Consider the following 26,299-nt stretch of genomic DNA (forward strand, 5'->3'; position numbering starts at 1 on the left):
CCCGAGCCTGACTGAACAAGACGCCCCGCGCGTCCCCCTGAACGGCGCAACTACCAGCGACGAGCCCGCTGTGACTACCAGCGGTCGCCCGCGCTACCAGGGTTTCCTGCCGTCACCAGCAGGATTTCGCTGGTGTCACGCTGCTTCCTTCGCGGCTTGTCTGGCTACCAGCGCTATCCCGCGAGAGCAGGAGCATTTCGCTGGTCTCTCACGATTCCGGTGGCGACAGCGCTGAGGCACCGGGTCCGGGCACCGCTACCGGCCTCCCAAATCGACCACTGGTCGATTCTGATGCGTCACGCGACGAGTATCGACCACCGCCAAGACGCCTCATAGGGCTCCGACTACCCCCACAACATACGTCCGGACCTCCCGACCCGGTCCCACCGAACGGACACGCCCAGACTCACCGGCGCACCGACTGCAACTCCCCAACGATCACCTCGACATCACGACTCAATGTGAACGGCAGACGGCCCGACTGCCCACCACCGGACCAATCCACATCCCAATACGACGTCCCCGTCACCGTATAACGACCATCTTCGGCATACACATAACCGCAGTTCGGCGACTTCACATTCCGCCCACTCGTCGCCGACAACGTCCACTTGGTCCCTCTCCCACAAGTGACACTGTCGCCATTTCCCATCTCCCACACCATCTGCGACACCGTCGCCGTCAAGGTAACACTCACACCGCCCTCGGAAGTGGAATCCGTCACGGGCCCCCACTGCAGCTCAGACGTCGGAGCCGCCCACAACCACATGTTCCAACCAACAAGACTCATCCGCTCCAACGTGTCACCCCGCGGATGGATACCCAACTCCGGCGACTCGAAATCAATCCCCGCCAACAAGCGCCGCGCCAACTCCTCCGGGTCAGGAGCCTCAGGCGCACTCGGCAACCAACGCAGCGCGGCACCCCAAGGATCAGGCAGACCATCAAAACCAGCCCGAGTACACGAATACACCGCTCCCCCGCTATGACCCACCCACACGGCATCCTCCGGCGGTGGCTGAACCGGCAACAACCGGCACCAGGCTCCCGCGTAAGAACTCCAACTGCCCAAGGCCGTCTCACACTGGATCTCACGCCCCTGATACGCACACGCACGCGGAGTCGTTGAGACGCTGTCTGTTCGCAAAGCGTCTGATGACTCCACTCCCGAATCAGTGGAAACATCCGCCCACACCAGGCAACCCATTTGCGTCGAGTCCTCCAGGACGCACTTCTTCGCAGCTTCGGCAAGAGTCTGTGGGGAACAGAGCGCCGACACGGCGATACAGGCAACCACGATAAGGAGCCGATTTAGCATTCCGCTATCTCGTTCCTCACCTGGGCCACAATCCACTGGCCGTTCAGCATTAGCTGCAACTCAGTCCGTTCCTGCAGCGTTCCTTCCGCCGGAACCAGTTCACCCGTGTCGATTCTGACGAGTCTAAGGTGCGCCCGGTCAACACAGTACGAGATGTAAGCGATTCGGGGTGTTGCCTCTTTATCTCCCGGATCCACCACGATGTCCCGGAAGGTGAATCCTCCCTCGCTTCGGATCCGCTCCTCACGCAGCCGGGCGATCCTATCCAGGATGATTCTGGACTCCTCCCCCGTCGTCACGTACTGAGTCTCCGTCGGGTCCCTGTCCCCCAACGGATCGGCCGCAAACAACTCATACACCCGCCAGTACTCCCGCCACCCCGCGATGATCGCCGCCTCCTCCGGGTCCTCGGTCGGAAGGCCAGCAGGAAACGAAACAAACGACGTCGGGGTTGGCGTCGGATCGGCCGACGGTATCGGGGTTGGCGTCGGCGTCGGCGTCGGCGTCAAGGCAGGCGAAGTCCCGACCACCGACGGCGACGGCGACGGTTGGGCGCAGCCCGCCAACAGCAGCACCCCCACGAGCGACACGAGCAGACAACGCATCCGAAACCTCCATTGGTCTGATTCCGCAATCTAACCAACCGATCGGCTCACGTCACCACCCCCACAACCGATCTGTGGACAACTCCGACCAGCCACGTGCACAAGTCTCCCTATCCACAGAGGCAGGCCCCTATATCGCCTCACCTCCATGTAGAGAGCTGTGCACGGCCATCCCCTCGAACCTGTTGTCAGCTGAATATGGGTCTGGAGTGTCGACCCAGTCGGATCTGCCGGCCCAGGACGGCCCGGGTCCAGCCCCACTGCTGCCAGACCTGCCGGTAGCTCAGCCGTGCCGTGTCGAATCCGAGATCGCGGGCATTGAGGTCCCGGAAGCGATCGAGCTCGTAGCGGTCCTTCGCGGAGTGATGCGCAAGGCTGTCACACTCGATGATCAGCGACCTTCCCACGAGCAGGTCCACCCGGCCAACCCCGTCGATCTCTACCTGTGGCCGCACTGGCACATTTCGACGTTGGAGGAAGACCCTCACCCTGGTCTCGCTCCCCGACTCGGCGCTACTCAGGTGTCGCCTGACGAGGGCACCGCGCACGACATGCCGGTGCAAAAGCAAACTCACCTCTTCGTCCGAAACGACCCTCAGATTGAGCGCAGACTCGAGCACGATGACGGCCGTCTCGGTCGAATGCCGCTGCACCACCTGCTCCAGACAGTCGAGCAACGGCCAGACCGGAACTCTCGGTTGTGGTGCTCGATATGAGTGCAGGTCGGGGTCACGCAGAGACGGCGCGCACCCCGCCCCGTACACGGCATGCAACCCGGTGTAGGGCGGCACCCACAGCCCGTGCAGTTGGCAACCGGCGAGGCAACCCGCGCGGGCGCCGTGCTGGATCGCCTTGACCACCTCAGGGTGGGCACCTGGGAACGCGTACCACCCGCGGGCGATGCGGCTGACCGCCCCGCTCGCGACGGCATGTTCGATGTCCCGCCGTGACGCACCCTCACCTCGCAACTCTGAATACGACCTCACTCCAATACCATGCATGACTCATCTATCCGCCGACTGGCCCTCGATTTCCCGCCACGAGACAGATCTGTGGACAACTCCTGAGCCGGATCTACTGTTCATTCGTGGATTGCCTGCGTTGTCTGCTGACGATGCTCGTCCGGCCTCGTTGAGTGTCGGATCCTGCTCATTTTGGGTGGCGCGGGGCTGGGTCGACCGACTCTCTCGTGCACAAATCTCTCTATGCGTGGAGGCATCCGCTATACAGCCTCGCCTCCACGCATGCAGAGATCTGTGCACAGCGGCGACCCGGTCTGGTGCGACTTTCCGCTAGGCTGACCCCGTCGACGCGGGAGAACCGACCCCGTGCCGGTGCCGAAGGAGCAACCGCCCCGGAAACTCTCAGGCCCCAGGACCGCATCGACCGGGAAACTCTGGAAAGTGGCCGTCAGGCCCGCCGAAGGATACGAAGATCTCAGGCAACCGCGACAGAGGGGGCTTAGGGTGGAACACACCCGACGGCGCCGCTCGCGGCAGAAGGGGCTACACATGTCACTGAAGACCACGGCGCTGCATGCGCTACACACCGAACTTGGTGGCCGACTCGTCGACTTCGCAGGATGGGAACTGCCCGTCCAGTTCACCGGCGGCATCGCCGAACATCAACACACCCGAACCGCGGCCTCGCTCTTCGACGTCTCCCACATGGGTCAGGTGCTGGTAACCGCCACCTCGGGCGACCTTGCTGACGCCGCCGCGGCCCTCGAGACTCTCATCCCCGCCAGCGTCGCGGGGCTTGCCGAGGGTCGGCAGCGCTACGGCCTCCTCACCACCCCCGACGGTGGGATCGTCGACGACCTCATGTTCGCGAACCACGGCGACCGGTTCCTCATCGTCCTGAATGCCGCCCGAACCGACGTCGACCTCGCGCTACTCAACACCCTCGACGGCGTCACCATCGATCTGCTGACCGACCGTGCCCTCCTCGCCCTGCAAGGCCCCCTCGCCGCCGATGCCCTCGAACGGCTGATCCCCGGCGTCGCCGAGCTTAAGTTCATGGACTCGGTCACCCTCGACTTCGACGGCGTGCCCGTCTGGGTGTCCCGCTCGGGCTACACCGGTGAGGACGGTTTCGAGGTCTCCATCCCCAATGCGGAGGCCGAAGCCTTCGCCCGCGCCCTTCTGGCCATGGACGAGGTTGCCCCCGCCGGGCTCGGGGCCCGCGACTCCCTACGGCTCGAGGCGGGCATGCCCCTCTATGGCCACGAACTCACCGTCGACATCACACCGGCAGAAGCCGGACTCGGCTGGGCCATCCAGAAGGTGCGCCGCCCCGGTGGTTCCCGCGCGGGCGGCTACCCAGGAGCCGACACCATCTCGGCCCAACTCGCCGACGGCGCCCCCCGGGAACGCATCGGGCTCAGGATCGAGGGCCGCGCCCCCGTCCGCGAGGGCGCGCCGGTCTTCGCCGACGCCGAGTCGACCACCCCCATCGGCGTCATCACCTCCGGTGGTTTCTCGCCCACCCTCGGCGGCCCCATCGCGATGGCCCTGGTCGACACCGGCTCTGCCGGAGCAACCGTCTACCCGGAGGTGCGCGGCCGTCGGGTGGCCGCCACCGTCACCCCAATGCCCTTCGTCCGTCACAACTACCACCGATAAGGATCGATCATGCTGAAGTTCACGCCCGACCACGAATGGCTCGACCCCACCGGCGACGACGTCGCCGTCGGCATCACCGAGCACGCAGCCAGCGAACTCGGCGACATCGTCTTCATCGAACTGCCAACTGTCGGCGACTCGGTGAGCAAGGGCGACGAGGTCGTCGCCATCGACTCCACCAAGGCCGCCTCCGGCATCACCGCCGCGATCGACGGCGTCATCACCGCGGTCAATGAGACGCTCGTCGATGCCCCGGAGAGCGTCAATGCCGATCCGATGGGCACCTGGTTCTTCCGCATCGACCCGACCGACCCGGCCCAGCTCGACGACCTGCTCGACGAGGCCGCCTACCAGGCTCTGATCGGCTGACACCTGTGGCGACCTGGGAACCCACCTCATACGATCCAGACGACTTCGCCAACCGGCGCCACATCGGCCCGAGCCCCGCGGAGATCGAGCACATGCTGAACGTGCTCGGCGTCGATACCGTCGACCAGTTGATCGACCAGACGGTGCCCGTCGACCTGCGCCAGGCTGAGCCGTTGGGTTGGGCACCCATGACGGAGGGGGCCGTGCTTGATGAGCTTCGGCGCCTCGGGTCGCACAACCTCGTGCGCACCTCGATGATCGGCCAGGGCTATCACCAGACGGTCACCCCGCCTGCCATCCAGCGCAACATCCTGGAAAACCCGGCGTGGTACACGGCCTACACGCCGTACCAACCGGAGATCTCACAGGGCAGGCTCGAGGCACTACTGAACTTCCAGACCATGGTGATCGACCTCACGGGGCTCGACATCGCAGGCGCCTCGCTCCTCGATGAGGCGACCGCTGCGGCCGAGGCGATGGTGATGGCCTACAACCACGCCAAGGGTAAGCGCTCCCGCTTCTTCGCCGCCGATGACCTCCACCCGCAGGTGCGCGCCGTGCTCGCGACGAGGGCCGCACCGCACGGGATCGAGATCGTCACCGGCCCGGTCGACGGCGCCATCCCCGACGCGTCCTGGTTCGGGGCGATCGTTTCCTACCCCGGCACCTACGGGCACCTGCGCGACCACTCGGCGTTCTTCGACGCGTTGCACGAGGTCGGGGCCCTGGGGATCGCCGATGCCGACCTGCTCAGCCTCTGCCTCGTCAAGGAACCTGGCGCCATGGGGGCCGACATTGCGGTGGGTTCGGCACAGCGGTTCGGCGTGCAACCCGGCTACGGAGGCCCGCACGCGGCCTTCCTCGCCTGCCGGGATCAGCTGAAGCGGATCATGCCGGGACGCCTGGTCGGGGTCTCCAAGGACGCCAACGGCAACCGGGCCTACCGGCTCGCGTTGCAGGCCAGGGAGCAGCACATCCGTCGCGAGAAGGCGACGTCGAACGTGTGTACCGCTCAGGCTCTGCTTGCGGTGATGGCGTCGTTCTACGCTGTCTTCCACGGGCCGGCAGGGCTTCGTGCCATCGCGCAGCGGGTACACCTGATGACGGTCACCCTCGCGACCGCGCTGCGTGCCGACGGTGCCCAGGTCGAGCCGGAGCACTTCTTCGACACCATCACGGTGACGGTGGGCGTCGGGCAGGCGGGGATCATCGCCGCCGCCGAGCAGCGCGGAATCAACCTGCGCAGGGTCGGGCGCGACCGGGTCGGCATCGCCTGCGACGAAACCACTACCGTGGAAGTGCTGAACAAGGTTCTGGACGCCTTCGGGATCGACCCAGTGGATGAACTCGCCGATTCTCCTGCGATCCCAGAGCCCCTGCTCCGGGAGACCGGCTACCTGGCGCACCCCGTGTTCCACATGAACCGGGCTGAGTCCGAAATGATGCGCTACATGCGGCGCCTCAGCGACCGCGATCTCGCGCTGGACCGGGCGATGATCCCACTCGGTTCGTGCACGATGAAACTCAATGCCGCTGCCGAACTGGCGGCGATCACCTGGCCGGAGTTCGCGTCCCTGCACCCGTTTGCGCCGAGGGCTCAGGCCCGGGGCTACCGGGAACTGATCGACGACCTATCGGAGAAGCTGTGCGAGATCACGGGCTATGACGCGTTCACGATGCAGCCCAACTCGGGCGCGCAGGGCGAGTATGCCGGTCTGTTGACGATCAGGTCGTACCATGCGGCCCGGGGCGAAGACCGCGACATCTGCCTCATCCCGACGTCGGCGCACGGCACCAACCCCGCGTCCGCCGCGATGGCGGGCCTGAAGGTGGTCCCCGTCAAGTCGACATCCAACGGTGCCATCGACGTGGCCGACTTCGAGGCGAAGGCCGCCGAGGCGGGCGACCGGCTCGCCGCTGTGATGATCACCTACCCGTCGACCCACGGGGCGTTCGAAGACACGGTTCGCCGCGTCTGCGACATCACGCACGAGCACGGCGGTCAGGTCTACATCGACGGTGCCAACCTCAACGCGATGGTCGGTCTCGTCCGGCCCGGGGACATCGGCGGCGACGTCAGCCACCTGAACCTACACAAGACCTTCGCGATCCCGCACGGCGGCGGTGGGCCCGGCATGGGCCCGATCGGGGTCAAGGACCATCTCATCGCTCATCTGCCGACCGATCCCGGCACCGGCCAGGAGGGCGCGGTCTCGGCCGCACCGTTCGGTTCGGCCTCAATCCTGCTGATCTCCTGGGCCTACCTCGCGCTGATGGGCGGATCCGGGGTGACGCAGGCGACCAGAGCGGCGATCCTGAACGCGAACTACCTGGCCACCCGGCTGGAGGATGCCTACCCGATCCTGTACCGGGGCCACGGTGGACGGGTCGCGCACGAGTGCATCGTCGACCCACGCGGGTTCGCCGAGCACGGCGTGACGGTGGACGACATCGCCAAACGCCTTGTCGACCACGGCTTCCACGCCCCGACGATGTCGTTCCCGGTGCCGGGCACCCTGATGGTCGAGCCGACCGAGTCGGAACCGCTCGCCGAACTCGACCGGTTCGTCACCGCGATGCTCGACATCGCCCGAGAGGCCGACGACGTGGTGCAGGGGCGGATGGCAGCCGACGAGTCGCCGCTCCGCCGGGCACCGCACACGACGGAGGATCTGGTCGCCGAGTGGGACCGGCCCTACTCCCGGGAGGTCGGTTGCTTCCCGCCCGGATCGTTGCGCGTGGACAAATACTGGCCGCCCGTCGGCAGGGTCGACAACGCGTTCGGTGACCGCCACCTGGTTTGTGCCTGCCCGTCTTGGGAAGGCTCACCCGAGGCGTAGCCCGGGCCGGACGGCCCACGGGACCATGAAATGGCGCTCGGCCCGGCGAACTTAAGTTCGCCGGGCCGAGCGCTTCACGATCACCCTTCGGCCAGCGCCTTGGCCGCTTCGGTCACCTTCTCCTCGGCCGCGTCGACCTTCGCCTGGTAGGCTCCCAGGTCGCCCTCCTTGAGTGCCTCATCGGCACCTGCGAACAACGCTTCGGCCTCGTCGAGGAACGCACGGGCACGCTCCTCGGCCGTCTTGTCGGACGGCTCCTCCTCACCCGGCGGGCTGACAGAGCCCTGCTCATTTTCGCCGGTCGTGGCTCCCGCGTCGCCCTCGAATACCTGGTCAAGCGCTCCTTGCAGGCTGTCGTCGATGCCCAGCTGATCACCGAACCGGACCACGATGAACCTGAGCGCCGGATATGAGCCGGAGGTCTTGGTCTGCGTGTAGATGGGCTGGACGTAGAGCAGCCCGCCGCCCATCGGGAGGGTCAACAGGTTGCCGTAGATGGCGGTTGCGCTCGCCCCGTCCCGGTTGAACGGTAGAAGCCGTTCGGCCACCAAAGGGTTCGTGGAGATGAAGTTGAAGGTCTGGCCGGGGCCTGCAATCTGTTTAGCGTCGGAGAGTTTCAGCGCCCGCATGCGGCCGTAGTCGTCGCTGGTGGCATCGGAGTTGACGCCCATGTAGACGCTGAGGTTCTCGCGGTCCTTCGGCACGAAGACCGTGGTGTTGGCGAAGTGTGGGGTCGTGTCGCGCGGCCACCGGATCGTCAGGAAGTAGGGGGGCTCTTTGAGCCGATCCTGGCCGCCGTTGACCGGGTCGTTGGGCACCTGCCAGATGTCGGTCTGGTGGTACCAGGTGTTGGCGTTCTCGGTGTGGTAACGGCCGAGGATCTCACGCTGTGCCTTGAACAGGTCCTGCGGGTAGCGCAGGTGTTCGAGAAGCTGTTCGGGGATCTCCGACTTTGGGGTGACCATTCCCGGGAACACCTTCGACCAGGTCTGCAGGATCGGGTCCTGCTCGTCCCACTCGTACAGCTTGACTGAGCCGTCGTAGGCGTCGACAACGGCCTTGACCGAGTTGCGCACGTAGTTGACCTGCTGCCCCATCAGGGTACGGTCCGTCGACGTGCGGGAATCGGAGATCGCCTGGCTCCAGTCGACCCGCTGCGCGTTGGGGTAGGAGTCCGACGTGGTGTAGGCGTCGATTATCCACACGATCCGGCCGTTCACGACCGTCGGGTAGGGGTCGGAGTCGACCGTCAGCCAGGGGGCGGCCTCTTGGACCCGCTGGACCGGCACCCGGTCGTGCAACATCCGTGAGTCCTCGTTGACCCGTTCCGAGAGCATGAGGTTGATGTCCCCGAAGCGGATCGCGAAGGCTGCGCGGGTCAACAGGTTGCCGATCGGCACCCCGCCGTCGCCCTGATACGTGTAGAGCGACTCGGAGCGACCTTCGCCGCCCGACGGGGTATCCAGTTCGACCGGCGCCCTGTCATCGGGCGCGCCGACGACGACATAGTAGTCGCTGCGCTCCCCGAAGTAGATCCGCGGTTCGTGCTCTTCCAGCCTGCCGACGGTGGGGATGCCTCCCGAGAAGAACACCGGCTCACCGTTGGCGCCGCGCTGGTTGCCGTAGGCGGCGACCATGCCGTAGCCGTGCGTGTAGACCGTGCGACGGTTGTTCCACGTATCGCCGGATTCGACGGAGTTGAGGTCGAGTTCGCGGACGGCCACGACCGCGTCCGTCGCCTGGCCGTCGATGACGTAACGGTCGACGTCCAGCGTCGACGGGAACGTGTAGTAACCACGGACCTGCTGCAACTGTTCGAACGTGCGAGGCACGACCGCCGGGTCGATCAATCTGATGGCGGGAAGGGCTTCTGCGTCGGCGCGTAGCTGGCCGGCGGTTGCCGTGGTGGTCGCCTCGTAGTCCTCGATCTCGATGCCGTCGATGGCATAGGCGTAGCGTGTCGCCGCGATGTTGTTCGCGATGTAGGGCAGTTCCTTGTCCTGCTCGTCCGGCGTGACCCGGAAGCTCTGGATGAGCCACGGATACAGGCTCGACAGCAGGAGCATCGACACCACCAGCAGCGCGATTGAGGCGGCCGGCACCGACCAGCGCACCCTCCAAGCGTTGTAGAAGCAGGCCAATGCGCAGATCACGCAGATCGCCGCGATGATGGCGGCCACCGGCGCGCGGGTCTCCATGTCGGTGTAGCCCATGCCGGTGAACAGGGTGCTTTGCGTGATGTTCAGGCCGAACCGGTCGAGGACCACGTTGAAACCGAAGAGCAGGATGATCACGCCGAGCATGATCGACAGTTGCCGCTGGGCGGGGACGCTGGCGGATGTGTTCCCCTTTCCACGCAGCGCCGAGGCGTTGAGGGCACCGGTCAGGAAATGCACGCACAGCGCTGCGATGCCGCCGACGATCAGCGCGAAGAGAAGATACCCGCAGATGAACTGCAGCCAGGGCAGCGTGAACACGTAGAAGGCGGCGTCCAACCCGAAGTAGGGGTCGCTCTCCCCGAACGGCGTCGCGCTGGTCCACGCCAGGAAGACGTCGGCCTGGCCGAGAGCGGTGAGCCCGCCGAGCAGGCCGATCACGGAAGCCGGAATCGCCATCAGGAGTCGGGAGCGATGGTCCAGGACATCGCGCATCTGGACCAGGAACTCAGAGTCGAGGTTAGCGCGGCGGACCTTCGGGCGGAGCCGGTAGGCGATCACCATTGAGAAGAACACGATGGCGAACATCACGATGCCGAACCCGAACAGCAGGCCGATCTGGGCCGCGAGGCGCGTGGTGAAGACCGTCTGGAAGTCTATGCTGCGGAACCAGAGGTAGTCCGTTGCGACCCTTGAAGCGATTATCGCCAGGATCACCAGCGCACCCACGACCAGCACCGTCCACAGCAACGGGGATCTGCGGGTGGGAGCATCCAATTCTTCGGTGGTCATGAGTCCACGCTCCTGAACGTGTCGAGCAGTGCATCTGCGAGGCCTGGTACCAGGTCTTCGGCACCGAGCAGTTCGGACGGGTCGCTGACAAGCCTGGCCAGGCCGTGCCTTTCGCCTTCGCGAAGCACCCCGACGACGACCCGGACATCGGTCTTCTCCGGGTGCTTCGCGACGAACTCCGCGGCAGCCTCCGGATCCTCTGGCAGCTGGTCTTCGTATTTCGGGGGCAGGAAGGCGCGCTCGAGCGCGATCGCGCAGCCCTCGACGGTCTCGGGCCAGAAGATGGTGCCGAGCCTTTCGAACAGGTTCTCGGTGGCATGGAACTCGTCCTGCTCGATGGCGGTGAGTGCGTCTGGGGCCGTCTCGGGGATCCGACCGCGCAGCTGCGGTTCGACCTCTAGCAGCGTGGTGGTCGTCACCAGGGCGAACAGCCTCGCCGGTTGGTCCCAACCTGCGGACGAGACGTGTCGTTCCACATCCATCAGGCAGGCAATGAGTCTGGACGGGTCAGCCACAGGTAGGCACCTCCGAGGTGTTTCCTTCGTTGATGAGTTGCAGCGCAGAGATGGCGTCCTTCAAGGTCGCCACCTTCACGAGCGTCATGGGGGTCGTCAGGTCGCCGAGGTCGGAGCAGTTGTCTTCAGGCACCAGGAACACGGTCGCAGCGTCGCGCTCCGCACCTTTGACCTTCTCCCGGATGCCGCCGATGGCTCCGACGACACCTTGAGGGTCGATCGTCCCGGTACCGGCGACTGTGGCTTCTCCGACCAGTTCCCGGTCGGTGAGTAGGTCGTAGATCCCCAGTGCGAAGATGAGCCCTGCGCTCGGCCCGGTGACGGCAGGGTCGACGCCGAACTCCACCTGGGGCGTGAACCGGTAGCCGGTTCCGACGTCGATTCCGTCGCTGACCTTTCCGGACTCGCCCGAGGCGAGCGTGATCACCGCCGTGACCTCCTGGTCCTCACGCAGCACCATGAAGGTCACCTCGTCGCCGGCGACGTGCTGACCGAGGATGGCCATGACCTCCTGCTGCGAGGCCACCTCAAGCCCGTTGACGCTCTTGATCAGGTCGCCCGGTTTGAGCTTGTCGGCCGCCGGCCCGGACCGCGAAACCGAATCGACCCGGGGCATGTCGGTGACCGGTATGACCGCCGCCCTGAGGGCCGCGACCGTCGCGTCGGTGCGCGAACTGTCCATCATCGCGATGGCGTCGCTCTCCACCTGCTCGACCGACTTGCCCGGGGGATAGACAACCTCACGGGGCATCGCATCCGAGTCGGCACCCACGTGGACCACGAGAGCCTCCGGGAGGCTGAGGCTGGCATCGACGCGGGTCGTGGAGACAGTGGTCATCAGCAGTTGCCCGCTGGTCGGGTACGTCGTCGCATCCGTGATGCCGATGACCGGCTTGTCGTCACGGGTTCCGAGGACGTCGATCGTCTGCCCGGGGCGCCTGGCCACGTACGGCACAGGCACGACGACGAGGGAGACGGCAAGGAGCGCGAAGAGGAGGGACGACACTATCGCCATCGCATTGCGCGACACACCCAGCTCCCTTCCTGCGCCAGACCGTGGGTTCACCCTAGCAAGGCTCCGCAAAGCCCACCGCCACGCATTCGCGCTTGGCTTGCCCGATGCGGGAGAATGGAATGGACAAGGAGGAACCTGATGTCCAACAACCCGTTCGATTTCGAACAGCTGCGCAGGATGCTCGAGCAGCTGGGGCTCGGTAACGCCGAGGACCTCAACCTGGAGCAGCTCATCGCGCAGGTCAACCGTCTCCAATCCTCCGGCGGTTTCGCGTTCGGAATGACGAACGCGGATCTGGACCCGGATGCCGCATGGCGCACCACGGTGACCGCGGCGAAGCAGTTGGCGGCCGAGGCGGGCGGTGATCCGGCAGTTCCCGAGCATGAGCAGAACGCGGTGAGGGATGCAGAGCGGCTGGCCCAGTCCTGGCTCACCCCGGTTGTCACCTTCGCCGAGACGGGTCTGCCCGGACAGGCCATGACCCGCTCGCAATGGCTCGATGCGACCAGTGACGGATGGAGGTCGGTCATCGAGCCGATCATCGACGGTCTGGCCGGTGCGCTGCAACGAGGCACCGCCGTTGACGATGAAGACGACGCGATGCAGGGCATGGCACAACTGCTCGGCCCCATGATGAAGTCTTCCGCATCTCTGATCTACCGGGACCGCCTGAAGCGTGAGTTGGCCAACCTCGCGGGCGACATCCTCACCGGCACCGAAAGCGGGTTCAACCTGCTCGGTTCCTCGGGGGTCGTGATCCTGCCCACGAACGTTGCGGCTTTCACGCGAGACCTGGATGTCGACGACTCCGATGTGGTGCTGTATCTGTTGCTCCGGGAGGCGGCCCGTGAGCGGCTCTTCCATGCCGTCGGCTGGTTGTCGCCGCAGCTGAGCGCACTCCTCGCGCACTATTCACGTGAGATCACCATCGATTTCGAGGGCATCGCAAGCCAGTTCCAGCCCGAGAACTTCGAGAACATGTCAATCGAGGACGTGGTCGCTGTCGGGGAGTCGGTGCGCGGTTCGTTCTTCCAGCCCGCCAGCACCCCAACGCAGTTGGAGATCCTGGAGCGTCTCGAAACCCTTCTGGCTCTGGTTGAGGGCTGGGTCGATCATGTCGTGGCCAGGGCAACCGCTCCTTGGATGCCGCACGCGGCCACCCTGGATGAGATCATCAACCGCCGTCGCGCCTCCGCCACCCCGGTGACGGGCGTGTTCTCGGAACTCATCGGGCTCGACCTGCATCCGCGTCTGGTGCGCGACGCCCGCAACCTCTGGGCCGCGGTGGAGCACGAACGGGGGCTGGATGGCCGGGACGCCGTCTGGCGACACCCGGATCTCCTCCCGACGAAGAAGCATCTGGCCGACCCGTTGTCGTTCACCGGGGGCCAGGATGTGGCGGACCCGAGCGACGACGACTTCGACCAGGAACTGCGCAAGCTGCTGGGAGACTGAGCGGCGGCGCTTTGGCGCCCTTGACGCGGCTCCTACGGGCACGACAGACTGCCAGGGTGTCCCGGATGCCCGGTTCGCAGGGGAAGGCGGATCGGGCATCCGGGACTCTCGTGAGCGGCATGTCAAGGCTTAAGTGACTTGCCACACGGTTAGAGTGGTCACGACTCCGCTGATCCTCAGCGGGCATGAAGGAGGAAACATGGCTACGGAGACCTGGGAAGGCTCGTTCTACTGCGTCAAGTGCAAGGAGAAGCGCGACGCGTCGGGCGAGGTCGTCGTCAACGACAAGGGCACGAGGATGGCCAAGGGCAAGTGCCCGGTGTGCGGAACCAACCTCAACCGCATCCTCGGCAAAGCCTGAGCAGCGACTCTCGGGGGCGATGGGAGCGATCCCGTCGCCCCATCGTTGTCTGTACGTGGTTCGTTGTTGTCCGTGATCCACAGGTCGTTGCCCATCAGGGCTCCCCTGGCCAATGCTGACTGCCATGCACTCAGGAGCCGACGTTCGCGTCGTGGGCGCTCAGCACCGCACCACGGTGGTGGCCCGCGCGCTGGCCACGGGCGGGTTGCACTGCCGGTGTCTCACCCCGGGGGAAGCCACCCGCCGCCCCGGGAGCATTCTCGGGGCACACATCATCGTGTGGGCATTCCCGCCGGGGTCACACCCCACGATCGAGGCCGAAGGATATGCGTCCGGGGCAATCGGATGCTATGCCCATTGGGGCTCGGAGAGCGCCGAGGTCGGTCCAATCACCGTCGAAGGAGCAGGGCCGTGTCCGGCCTGCCTGCACGCCTCGCCCGCCGAACCGGGCGACCATACCGATCCGCTCCTCGGCATGTGGGCCGCCGCCCTGGCCGCCCTCCAGTGTGACGCTCTGCTGCGCACCGGGCGCAGCGAGTTGATCGGCGCCAGTTGGAGGTGGCGGCTCGGGGCGCCGGGGCTGGCATTGGCGAGGTGGCCAGGTCGGTGCGACTGCCGGGCGGTCGAGTGCGGTCAGCTCTGATGCCGGGAGATGACCTCCAGCACGCCGTCTCCGTACCTGTCGACCTTGGTTCGCCCGATCCCCGGCAGCCTCAGAAGGTCCGCCTGATCGGAAGGTACCGATTCCGCGATCGCCTGCAGCGTCGCGTCGGTGAACACCACGAACGCAGGCACGCTGGCCTCATCCGCCACACTCTTGCGCCATGCACGCAGGGCTTCGAAGAGCTCCTCATCGTAGGCGACCTCACAGCCCAGGTGGCGGTTCAGCTTCCGCTCGCTGGCGCTGTGGAGCAGTTCGCCGCAGACCCGGCACCTGCGCGACTTCGACGAGGTGGGCGACTTCGCCTGCCGCCGTCCGACGGTTGCGGGCCCGGTGACCTGGTCGGCTATGAACCGTGACCTCGTCGAGTTGCCCCGCGACGCGGACCAACTGACCCTCAGTTCGCGCTTGGCGCGGGTGAACCCGACGTAGAGCAGCCTCCGCTCCTCGGACAGGCCGGGCTCCTCCTGGCTGAGCACGAACGGAATCAGCCCCTCCCGCACGCCGATGACGGCCACGCGATCCCATTCGAGACCTTTCGCGGCGTGCAGCGTCGACAACGTGACCGCGGACGCGACCGGGCTCGACTGCCAACTCGCCCGTTCCTGCAGCCAGGCCGAGGCCTCCTGCACCGTCCAGGATTCACGGCTTCCGGCCTCGTCGAGAAGCATGCTGCGCAGCGCATCAAGAGACTCCCAACGTTCCCGCTGCCGCCCCTGCCCACTCGGGGCCTGCGGTTTCCAACCGAGGTCCGAGAGCACCGAGGCCATCGCCTCTGCTGGTGGGGACTCTGACGCGCGTTCCGCGGCGCGCGTGAACCCGAGCACCGCCTGCCGCACCTCCGCCCGGTCGTAGAAGCGTTCCGTGCCGCGCACCGTGTAGGGCACGCCCGCCTCGGTCAGCGCAGCCTCCAGCGCCGGCGCCTGAGCGTTGATGCGATACAGCACCGCCAGCTCAGACCATGCGGTTCCTTCGGCGTGTGCAGCCTTCATCCAGGCCGCGACGCCGACCGCCTCCGAGCGTTCGTCAGACTCCCCCTGGAAGGACGGGACGGGCCCGGCCGGGCGTGTCGCCCGCAGCGCCGTCGGCCCGCCATCGCGGACCCGCAGCACCCGGTTCGCCGATGCGATGATCTGCGGGGAGGAACGGTAATTCCGCACCAGGCGGACGCTCTCGGCGCCGGGGTGTTCGGCCGCGAACCCGAGCAGGTAGGCCGCATCGGCCCCCGCGAAGGAGTGGATCGCCTGGTTGGGGTCGCCGACGACGCACACGTCGTCTCGTCCATCAACCCAGAGCGAGATGAGCCGGTGTTGCAGCGCGGAGACGTCCTGGTACTCGTCGACCACGAAATGGCGGTAGGTGCCACGGATCTTGTCTGCGATCCCCTGGTGTTGGGTCAACAGGACGGCGTTGCACATCAGGATGTCGTTGAAATCGACGGTGCCTTCGGTCAGCTTCTGCTTCTCGTAGTGCGCCATGACCGCCGAGACCTGCTCGGCCGTGGCACCGTTGACCGAGCGCCGGGTCGCGACGTCCGGGTAGAGCGCCGGGCTCACGTTGCTGGTCTTGGCCCAGGAGATCTCGGTGTCGAGGTCACGCACGAGCGCGGTGTCGGACGACCCGAGGACGTGATGCGCCGCCCTGGACACGAGACCGAAGGTGTTCTCGGCAACCCGGGGGAACTCCACCCCGTAGGCCTGAGGCCAGAAGAACTGGCATTGCCGCAGCGCCGCCGAATGGATCGTGCGGGCCTGAGCGGCCCTGACCCCGAGTGTGGCGAGCCGGGAGCGCATCTCACCGGCCGCCCTCGTGGTGAACGTCACGGCAAGGGTCGCCGCAGCCTCGTAGCGGTGGACGCGCACCGCGTGGGCGATCCGGTGCGTGATCGCCCGCGTCTTACCCGTGCCCGCACCCGCCAGGACCACTACCGGATGCTCCAGGGCCGTCGCGACGCGGCGCTGTTCGGGGTCGAGGGCATCGAGGGTCGGATCGCTCACATGACCCATTGTGGTCGTCACCACCGACACATCACCAACCCGGAGTGTCGGGGACGCCCACTAAGGTGTCTGCTGTGATGGGGAACGGACGTGGTGAGGGCATCGTGCAGGGCCGCCGATGGTCCGACCTGCTCGACCGGCTAGCCGAACAGCTACGACAGTTGCCCGCTGACCCCTTCAAGTTGTCCCGGGTGGTGGTGTCGTCGGCTGCCACCGGCAGGATCGTGGGCCAGGAGGTCGCGGCCCGGCTGGGCATCTCCGCCGGCATCTCGTACCCGCCCCCTGAGCGGTTGATGGCGGAGCTCGCCGAACGCGCCGGGGTTGCCAGGGACCGTTCGCGTTGGCTGGGGACCCCACTCGACCTGGCCACCTGGGAGGCGATCGACGCCCTTGCCTCGGAGCATCCCGTGCTCGCCCGCGCCGCCGACGGCACCGGCAGCCGACGCGCCACCGCCGGCAGGCTGGCCCGGCTACAGCGTTGGTACGTCAATGTCGCGCCCGACCTGATCGCGGCCTGGCTCCACGGTTCGGACACCGGGGCCGACGGAGCGCCGCTCCCCGAACGCTGGGCGTGGCAGCCGGCGCTGCTGCGCGCCACGGTCGATGCCCTGGAGGTCGACCCGCTCGAGACCCTCGCCGCCATCGTCGAGGCGGCCTCCGTCGATCCGACGCCGACCATCCTGTTCGCCGTGGACGACCTCACCACCCCACAGCAGAAGGTGGTCGAGGCGTTGCCGGGTCTCACTGAGATCGCAGCCGATGAAGCCGTCGACGGCCCCCGCGCCGAGGTCGACGTGGCGTTACACGACTCGCACGGGCCCGCCCGGCAGGTGGAGGTGCTCCGCGACGAACTCACCAGGGCCTTCGAGGCCGACCCCACCCTTGAGCCCCGGCAGGTCGCGATCATCTGCCCCAGGCCCGAACGCTACGCGCAACTGCTGGACGCGGCCTTCTCCCCCGCCACGGACGGCGCCCACCCCGGGCGCGGCCTGCGGGTCCAACCGGTGGCGCGTCAGTCGGGCAACCCGACGCTGGTCCTCCTGGCCACGCTGTTGCGGTTGGGTGAGCTTCGCGCCTCCGCGAGCCAACTGGTCGATCTCCTCCTCGAAGAACCCATCGAGCACCGCTGGCTGCTGGACGACAGGCAGGCCATCATCGAACTGGTCGGCGGTGCGGGCGTCCATTGGGGCATGGACGCCGACCACAGGGCGGTGTTCGCCCTCGACGGGCTCGCGCAGAACACCTGGCTCCGCGGGCTCGACCGGCTGCTGATCGGGCTGTCCGTGGCCCCCGGCCACCACGGTGGCCTCGCTCTTGCCGGTGCCGATGTGGTCGAGTCGTCAGACCTTCAGACGGTCGGCGCGCTATGTGAGATCGTCTCGCGGTTGCGGCGCCTGGTCGCGCAGACGGCGGTCCCGGCGACCATCCCAGAGTGGGTCGCGCGCTCCCGCTCGGCGATCTCGGATCTGCTGGGCTGCCCGCAGGATGAGCAGTGGCAACTGATGCACGCCCATACGGTCCTGACCCGCCTCGAGAACGACCATCTCGGAAGCGGGACCCTTCTCACCCGCGGCGAATTCGCGCACCTGCTTACCGGGTCACTCACCTCTGCGAGGGCCAGGGTCGCGGCCGGCAACGGCTCGCTGATGGTAGCTCCGTTGGGTGAGCTCCGCCACGTCGAGCACCGCCTGGTCGCGCTGCTCGGCGTCACCGACGACGTGGTGCCCGGCGGCTCCGGGCAGCTGCCCGACTCGGTCGACCTTGGCGGGCTGGTTCCGGACCAGCGCCAACTCCGCCTGCAACAGTTACTCGGTCACGCCCGCTCGGCCCCGAAGCTCGTCATCGTCAGGCAGGCCTATTCACAGCGCTCGAACGACCCGGTGCCTGCCCCTGCGGCGATCAGCTGGCTGCTGGAGGAGTTGGGGGTCGCCCCCGAACCCATCCGACACCCGCCGACCGCCAGTTCGGAAGCCAACTACGAGGGCTCCCCGAGCTTCGATCCGGCGGGCCACGCCGGGGCCCTCGCCCGGCGTCAGCTGACGTCGAGGGCCGCACCGGTCGACACCGCCCGCACGAAGCGGCGCCGCCAGGCCCTCACCCGCCCGGTCGGCCGGGCTCCCCAGCAGGTCACGCTCGGGCAGCTGGGCCGTTTCCTGGCCGACCCCGCAAAGGCCTTCCTCAGGTCAGCGGTGAACCTCCCGTTGTACTCCGAGCCCGAGCTCGCCGACGAGATGCCTCTGGGGCTCAGCGGGCTCTCGCAGTGGCAGGTCGTCAACAGCCTGCTCGATGCGCTGAAACAGGACAGGCCCCTCGACTCGGTGATCCGCAGGCTCCTCGGCGACGAGCAGCTCCCCGCCGACGAGATCGGCCGCTCGGAGTTCAACCGGGCCCGCGAACAGGCCGAGAAGCTCTGGGCCGAAGCGAGCGGGGCGTGGCACGCGGACGTCGTCGACGTCCCCGTCGACCTTCAGTTCGACCTCCCAGTGCTCGGGCAGCTCAGGCTGATCGACGAGGTGCGCTGCCGCGGGGGGGCCAGCATCTCGGTCACGCCGAGCCACGGCCTGGACAAGCTGATCCCACCTTGGCTGGAGTCCCTCGCGCTGACCGCCTCGGGAACACCCACCCCCGGCCGCCTGTTCCGACTGATAAAGGACCCGACCAACTACCGATCACAGATCGTCGACACCCGCACCGTCGGGCAACCCGACCCCGGAGCCGCCATGACACGGCTTTCGACGGTGCTGCGCGCCTACGTGCTGGGGCAGTACCGGCTCATCCCGGCCCCGGCGACAGCCGCGATCCGCTACGCCGACGACGTGGGCCGCTCCCGGCTGGACGCGAGGCAGTGGCGCGGGGCGCCCGGCTACCGTCACCCGAAGGTGGACAGGTTCGGGCCGGCCTGGGCCCTGTTCTACGACGACGAGGTCGCCGAGCTCTTCACCGACCGGCCGAACCCCGAGGACCCTACCAACGGCCAGGAGAGCGCGTTCGGTGCCTGGGCCGTGGCGCTGTACGGCGATCTGCTTGGGGGCAACTGATGCAGCCCTTCGACCTGACCGGGCCCCTGCCCGCCACCACGACGCTGCTGGAGGCCAGCGCCGGCACCGGAAAGACTTTCGCGATCGCCGCCCTGACCACCCGGTTCCTTGCCGAGCGCGACGATCTCGACATCACCGACCTGCTCCTGATCACCTTCGGCAACCACGCGGCCGCCGAGCTCCGCGGCCGCGTGTTCGCCAGGCTGCAGCAAGCCCTGCGGTACCTCGACGCCCACCTCTCGGGATCGCCCATTGCCGGGGACCCCATTACCGGGAAGATCGATGAGGTGGACGTGCTGCTCGCCTCGACCGACGCCACGGTGCGCCGTCAGCGGATCGCGGCCGCGCTCGAGCGCTACAACGAGGCCACCATCACCACCACGCACGCCTTCTGCGAGTCGATGCTGCGTGAGCTCGGGGTGCTGGCGGGCTGGGACCCCGATGAGACCGTCGGGCCCGACGACCGGGAACTCGTGCGCCAGTGCGCCGCCGACACCTTCCTGCGTCTCCACAGGGCCGACCCGACGCCGCCGTTGACGCCGCTCGAGGCGATGGACGTCGGGATCGCGGCCTGTGAGACGGCGCTGCCGCTGCTGCCGGGCGACGGCCCCCGGCGCGAGTTTGCCGAAGCCGTGCGCGAACTCTACGCGGCCAGGAAACTCACGGAATCCCGCTGCACCTTCGACGACGTGATCGCCCGGCTCCGTCAGGCGCTCGAGGACCCCCGCACCGGCGCGCTGGCCCGCGCGGAGCTCGCCGCGCGGTTCCCCGTCGTGCTGGTCGACGAGTTCCAGGACACCGACCCGGAGCAGTGGGAGATCATCGAGCGGGCCTTCGTGGGCCGGGGCCGTCCGACCATCCTGATCGGCGACCCGAAGCAGTCGATCTACGGCTTCCGGGGCGCCGATCTCGGCAGCTACCTCCGAGCCAGGGAGGGCGCCGAGGTCTTCACCCTGGCCACCAACTTCCGCAGCGACACGCCACTGGCGGAGGGTGTGGTGAACCTGTTCGGGGACGCGGAGCTCGGCTCGGCCGAGGTAAAGGTGACACCGGTCACCGCGACGCATCCGGCCAGGCTGCTGCTGCCCACCTCCGAGCGGTTGTGGCTGCGTCGGGCGGCAAAGGACGACCTCGACTCGGTCGACCCGGAAACCGCCATCGAGAACGACCTGGTCCACCAGCTCCGCAACCTGCTCACGCACTCCCGGCTCACCACCGACGACGGGGCCGAGCGCGCGCTGCGCCCCGACGATATCGCCGTGCTCACCCGCACCACCGCGAGGGCCCGCGACATCCGCGCGACCCTCAACCGCGCGGGGCTACCAGCCGTCCTCACCGGCAGCCAGTCGGTGTGGCAACAGGAATCGGCCGACGACTGGCACGGGTTGTTGCGGGCGATGGCCGAGCCGACCCAGTCGAACATCCGCTTGGCCGCCCTCAGCCCCCTGATCGGTTCGCAGCTCGACGACCTGCTCGACCCCACGAGCCGAGAGCCCGCGAGGGTGAGCACCCTCGTCCGGGAGCTCGCTCGCGCCTTTGACGTGGGAGGCGCCGGGGCCGTCGTGACGGTGCTGCGCTCCCGCACGGCCCTCGACGCGAGGGTGCTGGCCGAGCCGGACGGCGCCCGCCGGTTGACCGATCTGCTGCACATTGCCGAACTGCTCGACGCCAGTGGGGCGGCGTCGCTGCCCCGGCTGATCAACGTGATCGGCGACCGCCGCGCCATAGAAGAAGACGCCGACTCCATCCGGATCGAATCAGACGACGAGGCGATCCGGGTGATGACGATGCACGCCGCGAAGGGCCTGGAGTTCCCCGTCGTGTTGCTCCCGGAGACCGGCGGTAGCCAGGCGAGGATCAACCGGCCGTTCTCGGTGATCGAGGGCCACCGGCGCCACCTGTACGTGGGCCCGAGGCCGGACTGGCGCGATGAGATCGCCAAGGATGTCAAACGGCAGAGCGTCGAGGAGGAGCTGCGCCTGTTCTACGTCGGTGTCACACGGGCCAGGCATCTGAGCATCGCCTGGCACATCAGCGACGACTCCCACCGGAGCAGCGACGGGCCGCTCAGTCGGCTGTTGCTGAGGCACGGGTGGCGCCATCGCCGTGGCGAGGCGTCGGCCCTGCTGAAGATTCCCCTCGTGCATGACTCACGGCTCGACGAATCCTGGCCCGCCCCTGCGGTCGCCGCCGCGGTGGAACTGCCCGGGGCCCTGCCGCTCGCACGGCTGCACCGCGAGGTCGACCGGACGTGGCGCCGCACCTCCTACTCCGGCCTCACCCAATCTCTGCACGAGACCTCGCTTCGGGTCGTGACCGATGAGGCCGCGGAACTGGATCTGCCCACCGCAGCCTCTACCGCGCCCGGGCTGGAGGCGCCCTCGCCCATGGCCGGGCTTCCGGCCGGCACCGGTTTCGGCACCCTTGTACACGCCGTGCTTGAACGGCTGGACTGGTCCCCCGCGGCGCTTCCCGGCAGCGCCTCGGCACTGCTGAACGAGCTCGGGCCCGCCAACGGGCTCGACGGCGAACAGTCGTCCCGGCTCGCCGAGGCCCTGGTCGAGGTCTGCCGCACGCCGCTGCACCCCCTGACGGGTCTCGCCTTGTCCGAGCTTCCGACCTCGTCCCGGCTCCCCGAGCTCGATTTCGACCTGCCGCTGGCCGACTCGGGCTCCCCTGCCACCCTTGCCGACCTCGCCGCCCTGCTCGCCGAGCATCTTCCCGCGGACCATCCGCTGGCCGCTTACCCCTCGCGGCTCGCCTCCTCCGAGGCGGCGTCGGAGGTCCTCAACGGGTTCCTCACCGGCTCGATCGATGCCGTGTTGAGGCTCCCGGACGGCCGATTCATCGTCGTCGACTACAAGACGAACCGGCTCAGCTCCACGGCCGCGGAGCCGTTGACGCTCGGCCACTACACGGCGCCCGCGATGGCCGAAGCCATGATGCAGGCGCACTATCCGCTGCAGGCGATCCTGTACTGCGTCGCGCTGCACCGCCACCTCGGGTTGCGGCTTCCCGGCTACGTCCCCGCGACACACCTCGGGGGGGTCGGGTACCTGTTCCTCCGCGGCATGGCCGGCCCCGGGACACCCGTGCTGGACGGGGCCAGCTGCGGGGTGTTCGGTTGGTTCCCGCCCGCCGCCCTGGTGCTCGCCGCCTCCGAACTGCTGGGAGGCCACCGTGCCTGAGCTGCCGATCGCCGCCACCGGGACGCTTCTGAGGTTCGCCGAGGGCGGCATGCTCCAACTGATCGACTTCCACCTGGCCCGACGCCTGGGCCAACTCTCCGGCGAGACCGATCCCGACGTCGTCCTCGCGTTCGCCCTTGCCGTGCGCGAACTGCGGCTGGGATCGGTGTGTGTGGACCTCTCCACTGCCGCCGAGCGGCTCCAGCCGGAGGCCGATCTGGACGACGGCGACACCGCGCCTGCCGATGCGGCGCTGCCGTGGCCCGAACCGGGTCCGTGGCTGCGAAGGGTGGCCGACTCCCCCGCCGTCGGCCGATCTGCCGAGGTTGAGGCCCCGTTCCGGCTGGATGGCAACCTCCTCTACCTCGACCGGTACTGGCGGCAGGAGCGGGGCCTCGCCGACCTGTTGCGGGAGCGCAGCAGATCGACGATCGACCCGGTCGAGGTGGTGTTCGGGGAAGGCGAAAGGCTCGACGAGCACCAGCGGGATGCGGTGAGGGCGGCACTCAGCCACCTCACGACCGTGATCACTGGCGGCCCCGGCACCGGCAAGACCACGATCGTGGCGCGTCTCCTGGCGGCTCTGTCCGATGCGGAGCCGAGGGTGGCGCTGTGTGCGCCCACCGGGAAGGCGGCCGCACGGCTGCTGCAAGGCGTCGGCGGCGCGACCGGCAGGGTGTGGGGCGGCACGCTCCACAAGCTCCTCGGCCTCCGGCCTCGTTCGTCGGCCACCGAGTTCGGCCCTGGCAATCCCCTTCCCTATGACGTGGTCGTGGTCGACGAGACCTCGATGGTGTCGCTGGAGTTGATGGCCACCCTCCTCGGCGCGCTCTCGCCGCGGACCCGGCTGATCCTCCTCGGCGACCCGCACCAGCTGCGCTCCGTCGAGGCGGGCGCCGTCCTGGCCGACATCGAGAACGCCGACGACCTGCTCACCGAGCCCGGGGGTCGCCTGGCGAGGCTGCACACCAACTACCGGTCGAACGCCGAGATCAACTTCCTGGCCGACGCGATCCTGGAAGGCGACGCCGACGCCGCCCGGGCCGCGATCGAGGGTGCGGTCAGCATCGAACTGATCGGGTTCGCGGGCGAGGCCGACCCCACTGGGCTGCCCACCGTCCGGCATGACACCTTGTCAACGGCCACTTCGGTGAGGGGGTGCGCCTTGGCGGGCGACGGCGAGGGCGCGAACCGGGCGCTCGACGGCCACCGGGTGCTGTGCGGTCACCGGGAGGGCCCGTTCGGCGTCGCGCACTGGGCGCGCGCGATCCGTTCCTGGCTCGGCACCGAGCTGGACGACTACGGCTACGACACGCGCCACTATCCCGGCCAGCCGTTGCTGATCCAGCGCAACAGCGACCTGTTCAGTAACGGCGACACCGCCGTCGTGGTACGTCGACCCGACGGCGAGCTGGAAGCGGTCGTCGAGCGCCCCGACGGCGCGCTGTCGGTGGCCCCGGCGCTGCTCGACGACGCCACCGACCTGCACGCCATGACGATCCACAAGAGCCAGGGCAGCCAGTTCGAGCGCGTCTCGGTCGTGCTGCCGCCTCCTGGCTCGCCGCTGCTCACCCGCGAGCTGCTCTACACCGCGGTGACCAGGGCGAAGGCCGGCCTCAGGCTGTACGGCTCCTGGGAGGCGTTCGTGGAGGCGGTCGAGACTCCGGTGCGGCGTGCGAGCGGGCTGGCCGGCGGATAACTGCGCCCAACGAGGGATTCTGCCAAATCCGGCCTCCCGGAGGGCATCTCCCGCACTTATCCGCCAAGCGGGCGGGCTACTTCGACCGCACCGACGCGATCGCGCCGGCGACCCGGTCGAGGTTCCCGGTGTTCAACGCGGCCACGCACATGCGGCCCGAGTCGAGGCCGTATACGGCGTGCTCGGTGCGCAGCGCGACCATCTGGTCCTTCGTCAGGCCCGAGTAGCTGAACATTCCCAGTTGCCCGGCGATGAAACCCATGTCCTGGATCCCGCGGGCCGCTAGCCCGTCCACGAGGACTTGGCGAAGCTCCTTGATCCGGGACCGCATGCCACCCAGTTCGGTTTCCCAACTGGCCCGCAGGTCGGGGTCGGTCAGCACGGTGGCCACGAGGGCGGCGCCGAGGGTCGGCGGGTTCGAGTAGTTGGTGCGGATCGTGATCTTCAGCTGCGAAAGGACGCGCTTGGCGGAATCTGCCGACCCGAGCACCACCGAGAGGGAGCCGATCCGCTCACCGTAGAGGCTGAAGGACTTCGAGTACGAGGTGGAGAGCAGGAAGTCCTGGCCCGACGCGACGAACTTGGCGACGACGGCGCCGTCTTCGGCGATGCCGAACCCGAAGCCCTGGTAGGCCATGTCGAGGAACGGCACCAGGCCGCGTTCGTCGAGCACCGCGACGATCTGGTCCCACTGCTCAAGGCTCAGGTCGTAGCCGGTCGGGTTGTGGCAGCAGGCGTGCAGCACGACGATCGTGCCCGGCTCTGCCGCGCGGAGGTCTTCCAGCAGCCCGTCGAAGTCGATGCCCTTGGCCTCGGGGTCGTAGTAGCGGTAGGCCTCGACCTTGAAACCCGCCCGCGTGAACAGCGCCCGGTGGTTCTCCCAGCTCGGGTCCGAGATCAGCACGGTGGCTTCGGGATCCAGCTGGTGCAGGAGGTCGGCTCCGACCTTGAGCGCACCGGTGCCGCCGAGGCTCTGCACCGTCGCGACCCTGGCGTCTGCCAGCACCTGCGCCTCCGTCCCGAAGATGAGGCCACGGACGGCCTCGCGGAACGCTGGCATGCCGTCGATGCCGAGGTAGGACTTCGGCTTGCGCTGCGCGACGAGTCGCTCCTCTGCCTCCCGCACCGATGCCATAAGCGGCAGCTTGCCGTCTTCGCCGAGGTAGACGCCGACGCCGAGGTTGACCTTCTCGGGGCGAGCGTCTGCGTTGAAGGCCTCGGTGAGGCCGAGGATGGGATCGGCGGGGGCGAGTTCGGCGCGGTCGAACAGCGACATGTGAGGTTCCTCTCGTTCGGGCCCCAAGCTTAGCCGGAATCCGCTGGGCGGCAGTTCAGGCCGGTCACCGCTCCTCGAACCAGGCTCTCCGGAGCTTTTGGCACGCGGCGACACCGTCTGCATTATCGACGGAGGAGAAGGCGCTCTCGGCTTTGTCGAGGCTGATCCGCGCGGCCGAATCCTCATCGGCAAAGTGCTGAAGTTGCGCTATCCGGATTGCCGCGAATCCGATCGAGAATGGCTCCTGGATGCTCTCGAACACCGGGAGCGCTTCCAGCCACAGCGAGAGGGCCTCAACCACCTGCCCCTGCCGAGCGAGGATGTCAGCGATCTTGCCCATCGTGACCGCCCGCGACCGGGTATCCCCAATCCGCTCATACACCGGCAACT

At 67.7% G+C, this 26,299-nt stretch carries 17 protein-coding genes and 2 riboswitches; of the genes, 9 read left to right on the top strand and 8 right to left on the bottom strand.

The genetic code is table 11. The features are described 5' to 3' along the window. Positions 1-1,311: 1,311 nt before the first annotated feature. Both BUC15_RS20525 and BUC15_RS14525 read right to left on the bottom strand, forming a co-directional pair. Entirely contained in the window at positions 1,312-1,923 is a 612-nt protein-coding gene (locus BUC15_RS20525) for a hypothetical protein (RefSeq protein WP_073189568.1), read from the bottom strand. A gap of 188 nt (positions 1,924-2,111) precedes the next feature. After that, positions 2,112-2,909, bottom strand: coding sequence for an endonuclease domain-containing protein (locus BUC15_RS14525; protein WP_084189625.1), 798 nt, complete (start codon positions 2,907-2,909; stop codon positions 2,112-2,114). Positions 2,910-3,225: 316 nt separating this feature from the next. Next, positions 3,226-3,313: riboswitch (glycine riboswitch) on the top strand. Next, positions 3,314-3,387, top strand: a riboswitch (glycine riboswitch). A 47-nt stretch (positions 3,388-3,434) separates the two neighbouring features. Between BUC15_RS14525 and gcvT the strand changes: the two genes are divergently transcribed. Genes gcvT through gcvP form a run of 3 tightly spaced genes read left to right on the top strand, consistent with a single transcriptional unit; the run spans position 3,435 to position 7,756 of the window. Then, entirely contained in the window at positions 3,435-4,547 is a 1,113-nt protein-coding gene (gene gcvT / locus BUC15_RS14530) for a glycine cleavage system aminomethyltransferase GcvT (RefSeq protein ID WP_073189572.1), read from the top strand. 9 nt (positions 4,548-4,556) lie between these two features. Further along, complete coding sequence (locus BUC15_RS14535) at positions 4,557-4,916, top strand: glycine cleavage system protein H (RefSeq protein ID WP_073189574.1); 360 nt, start codon at positions 4,557-4,559, stop codon at positions 4,914-4,916. Positions 4,917-4,921: 5 nt separating this feature from the next. Beyond that, positions 4,922-7,756 carry an aminomethyl-transferring glycine dehydrogenase gene (gene gcvP, locus BUC15_RS14540; RefSeq protein ID WP_073189577.1) on the top strand — a complete coding sequence of 945 codons (2,835 nt, stop codon included), beginning with the start codon at positions 4,922-4,924 and terminating at the stop codon, positions 7,754-7,756. 80 nt (positions 7,757-7,836) lie between these two features. Here gcvP and BUC15_RS14545 read toward each other — a convergent pair whose 3' ends face one another. The 3 genes from BUC15_RS14545 to BUC15_RS19165 are packed head-to-tail and all read right to left on the bottom strand — an operon-like array spanning position 7,837 to position 12,249. Next, a complete protein-coding gene (locus BUC15_RS14545; RefSeq protein ID WP_073189580.1) occupies positions 7,837-10,704 on the bottom strand; it encodes a UPF0182 family membrane protein in 2,868 nt (955 codons plus the stop codon). Further along, a complete protein-coding gene (locus BUC15_RS14550; protein ID WP_245788000.1) occupies positions 10,701-11,219 on the bottom strand; it encodes a PPA1309 family protein in 519 nt (172 codons plus the stop codon). Before BUC15_RS14550 ends, BUC15_RS14545 begins: the two co-directional genes overlap by 4 nt. Next, positions 11,212-12,249: a YlbL family protein gene (locus tag BUC15_RS19165; protein ID WP_175558353.1), complete on the bottom strand. Its 1,038-nt coding sequence runs from the start codon at positions 12,247-12,249 to the stop codon at positions 11,212-11,214. The genes BUC15_RS14550 and BUC15_RS19165 overlap by 8 nt, the downstream gene beginning before the upstream one ends. A 123-nt stretch (positions 12,250-12,372) precedes the next feature. Between BUC15_RS19165 and BUC15_RS14560 the strand changes: the two genes are divergently transcribed. From BUC15_RS14560 to BUC15_RS14565, 3 genes are all read left to right on the top strand, one after another. Then, positions 12,373-13,689: a zinc-dependent metalloprotease gene (locus tag BUC15_RS14560; protein WP_175558354.1), complete on the top strand. Its 1,317-nt coding sequence runs from the start codon at positions 12,373-12,375 to the stop codon at positions 13,687-13,689. Between the two features lie 199 nt (positions 13,690-13,888). Beyond that, positions 13,889-14,050, top strand: a complete 162-nt coding sequence (locus BUC15_RS20025; RefSeq protein WP_175558355.1) for a DUF5679 domain-containing protein — start codon at positions 13,889-13,891, stop codon at positions 14,048-14,050. Between the two features lie 124 nt (positions 14,051-14,174). Beyond that, positions 14,175-14,693 (top strand): hypothetical protein, encoded by a 519-nt coding sequence (locus tag BUC15_RS14565; protein WP_139280288.1) that lies wholly within the window; start codon positions 14,175-14,177, stop codon positions 14,691-14,693. On the opposite strand, the gene BUC15_RS14570 is transcribed toward BUC15_RS14565, so the two are convergent. Then, complete coding sequence (locus BUC15_RS14570) at positions 14,684-16,717, bottom strand: ATP-dependent DNA helicase UvrD2 (protein WP_073189591.1); 2,034 nt, start codon at positions 16,715-16,717, stop codon at positions 14,684-14,686. The genes BUC15_RS14565 and BUC15_RS14570 overlap by 10 nt on opposite strands. Before the next feature lie 68 nt (positions 16,718-16,785). Between BUC15_RS14570 and BUC15_RS14575 the strand changes: the two genes are divergently transcribed. From BUC15_RS14575 to recD, 3 genes are read left to right on the top strand one after another with little or no spacing between them, the layout of a single operon-like run. Next, entirely contained in the window at positions 16,786-19,746 is a 2,961-nt protein-coding gene (locus BUC15_RS14575; RefSeq protein WP_073189593.1) for an exodeoxyribonuclease V subunit gamma, read from the top strand. Further along, positions 19,746-22,934, top strand: a complete 3,189-nt coding sequence (locus tag BUC15_RS14580) for a UvrD-helicase domain-containing protein (protein WP_073189595.1) — start codon at positions 19,746-19,748, stop codon at positions 22,932-22,934. Before BUC15_RS14575 ends, BUC15_RS14580 begins: the two co-directional genes overlap by 1 nt. After that, positions 22,927-24,633 (top strand): exodeoxyribonuclease V subunit alpha, encoded by a 1,707-nt coding sequence (recD, locus tag BUC15_RS14585; protein ID WP_217652263.1) that lies wholly within the window; start codon positions 22,927-22,929, stop codon positions 24,631-24,633. The genes BUC15_RS14580 and recD overlap by 8 nt, the downstream gene beginning before the upstream one ends. Before the next feature lie 76 nt (positions 24,634-24,709). Here recD and BUC15_RS14590 read toward each other — a convergent pair whose 3' ends face one another. After that, on the bottom strand, positions 24,710-25,909 hold the full coding sequence (locus BUC15_RS14590) for an amino acid aminotransferase (protein ID WP_073189597.1): 1,200 nt from the start codon (positions 25,907-25,909) through the stop codon (positions 24,710-24,712). Positions 25,910-25,973: 64 nt separating this feature from the next. Beyond that, positions 25,974-26,299: hypothetical protein (locus BUC15_RS14595; protein WP_217652264.1), on the bottom strand; the 326-nt coding region annotated here is incomplete at its 5' end.

This window comes from Tessaracoccus bendigoensis DSM 12906, assembly GCF_900141915.1.
Classification (GTDB): Bacteria; Actinomycetota; Actinomycetes; order Propionibacteriales; family Propionibacteriaceae; genus Arachnia; species Arachnia bendigoensis.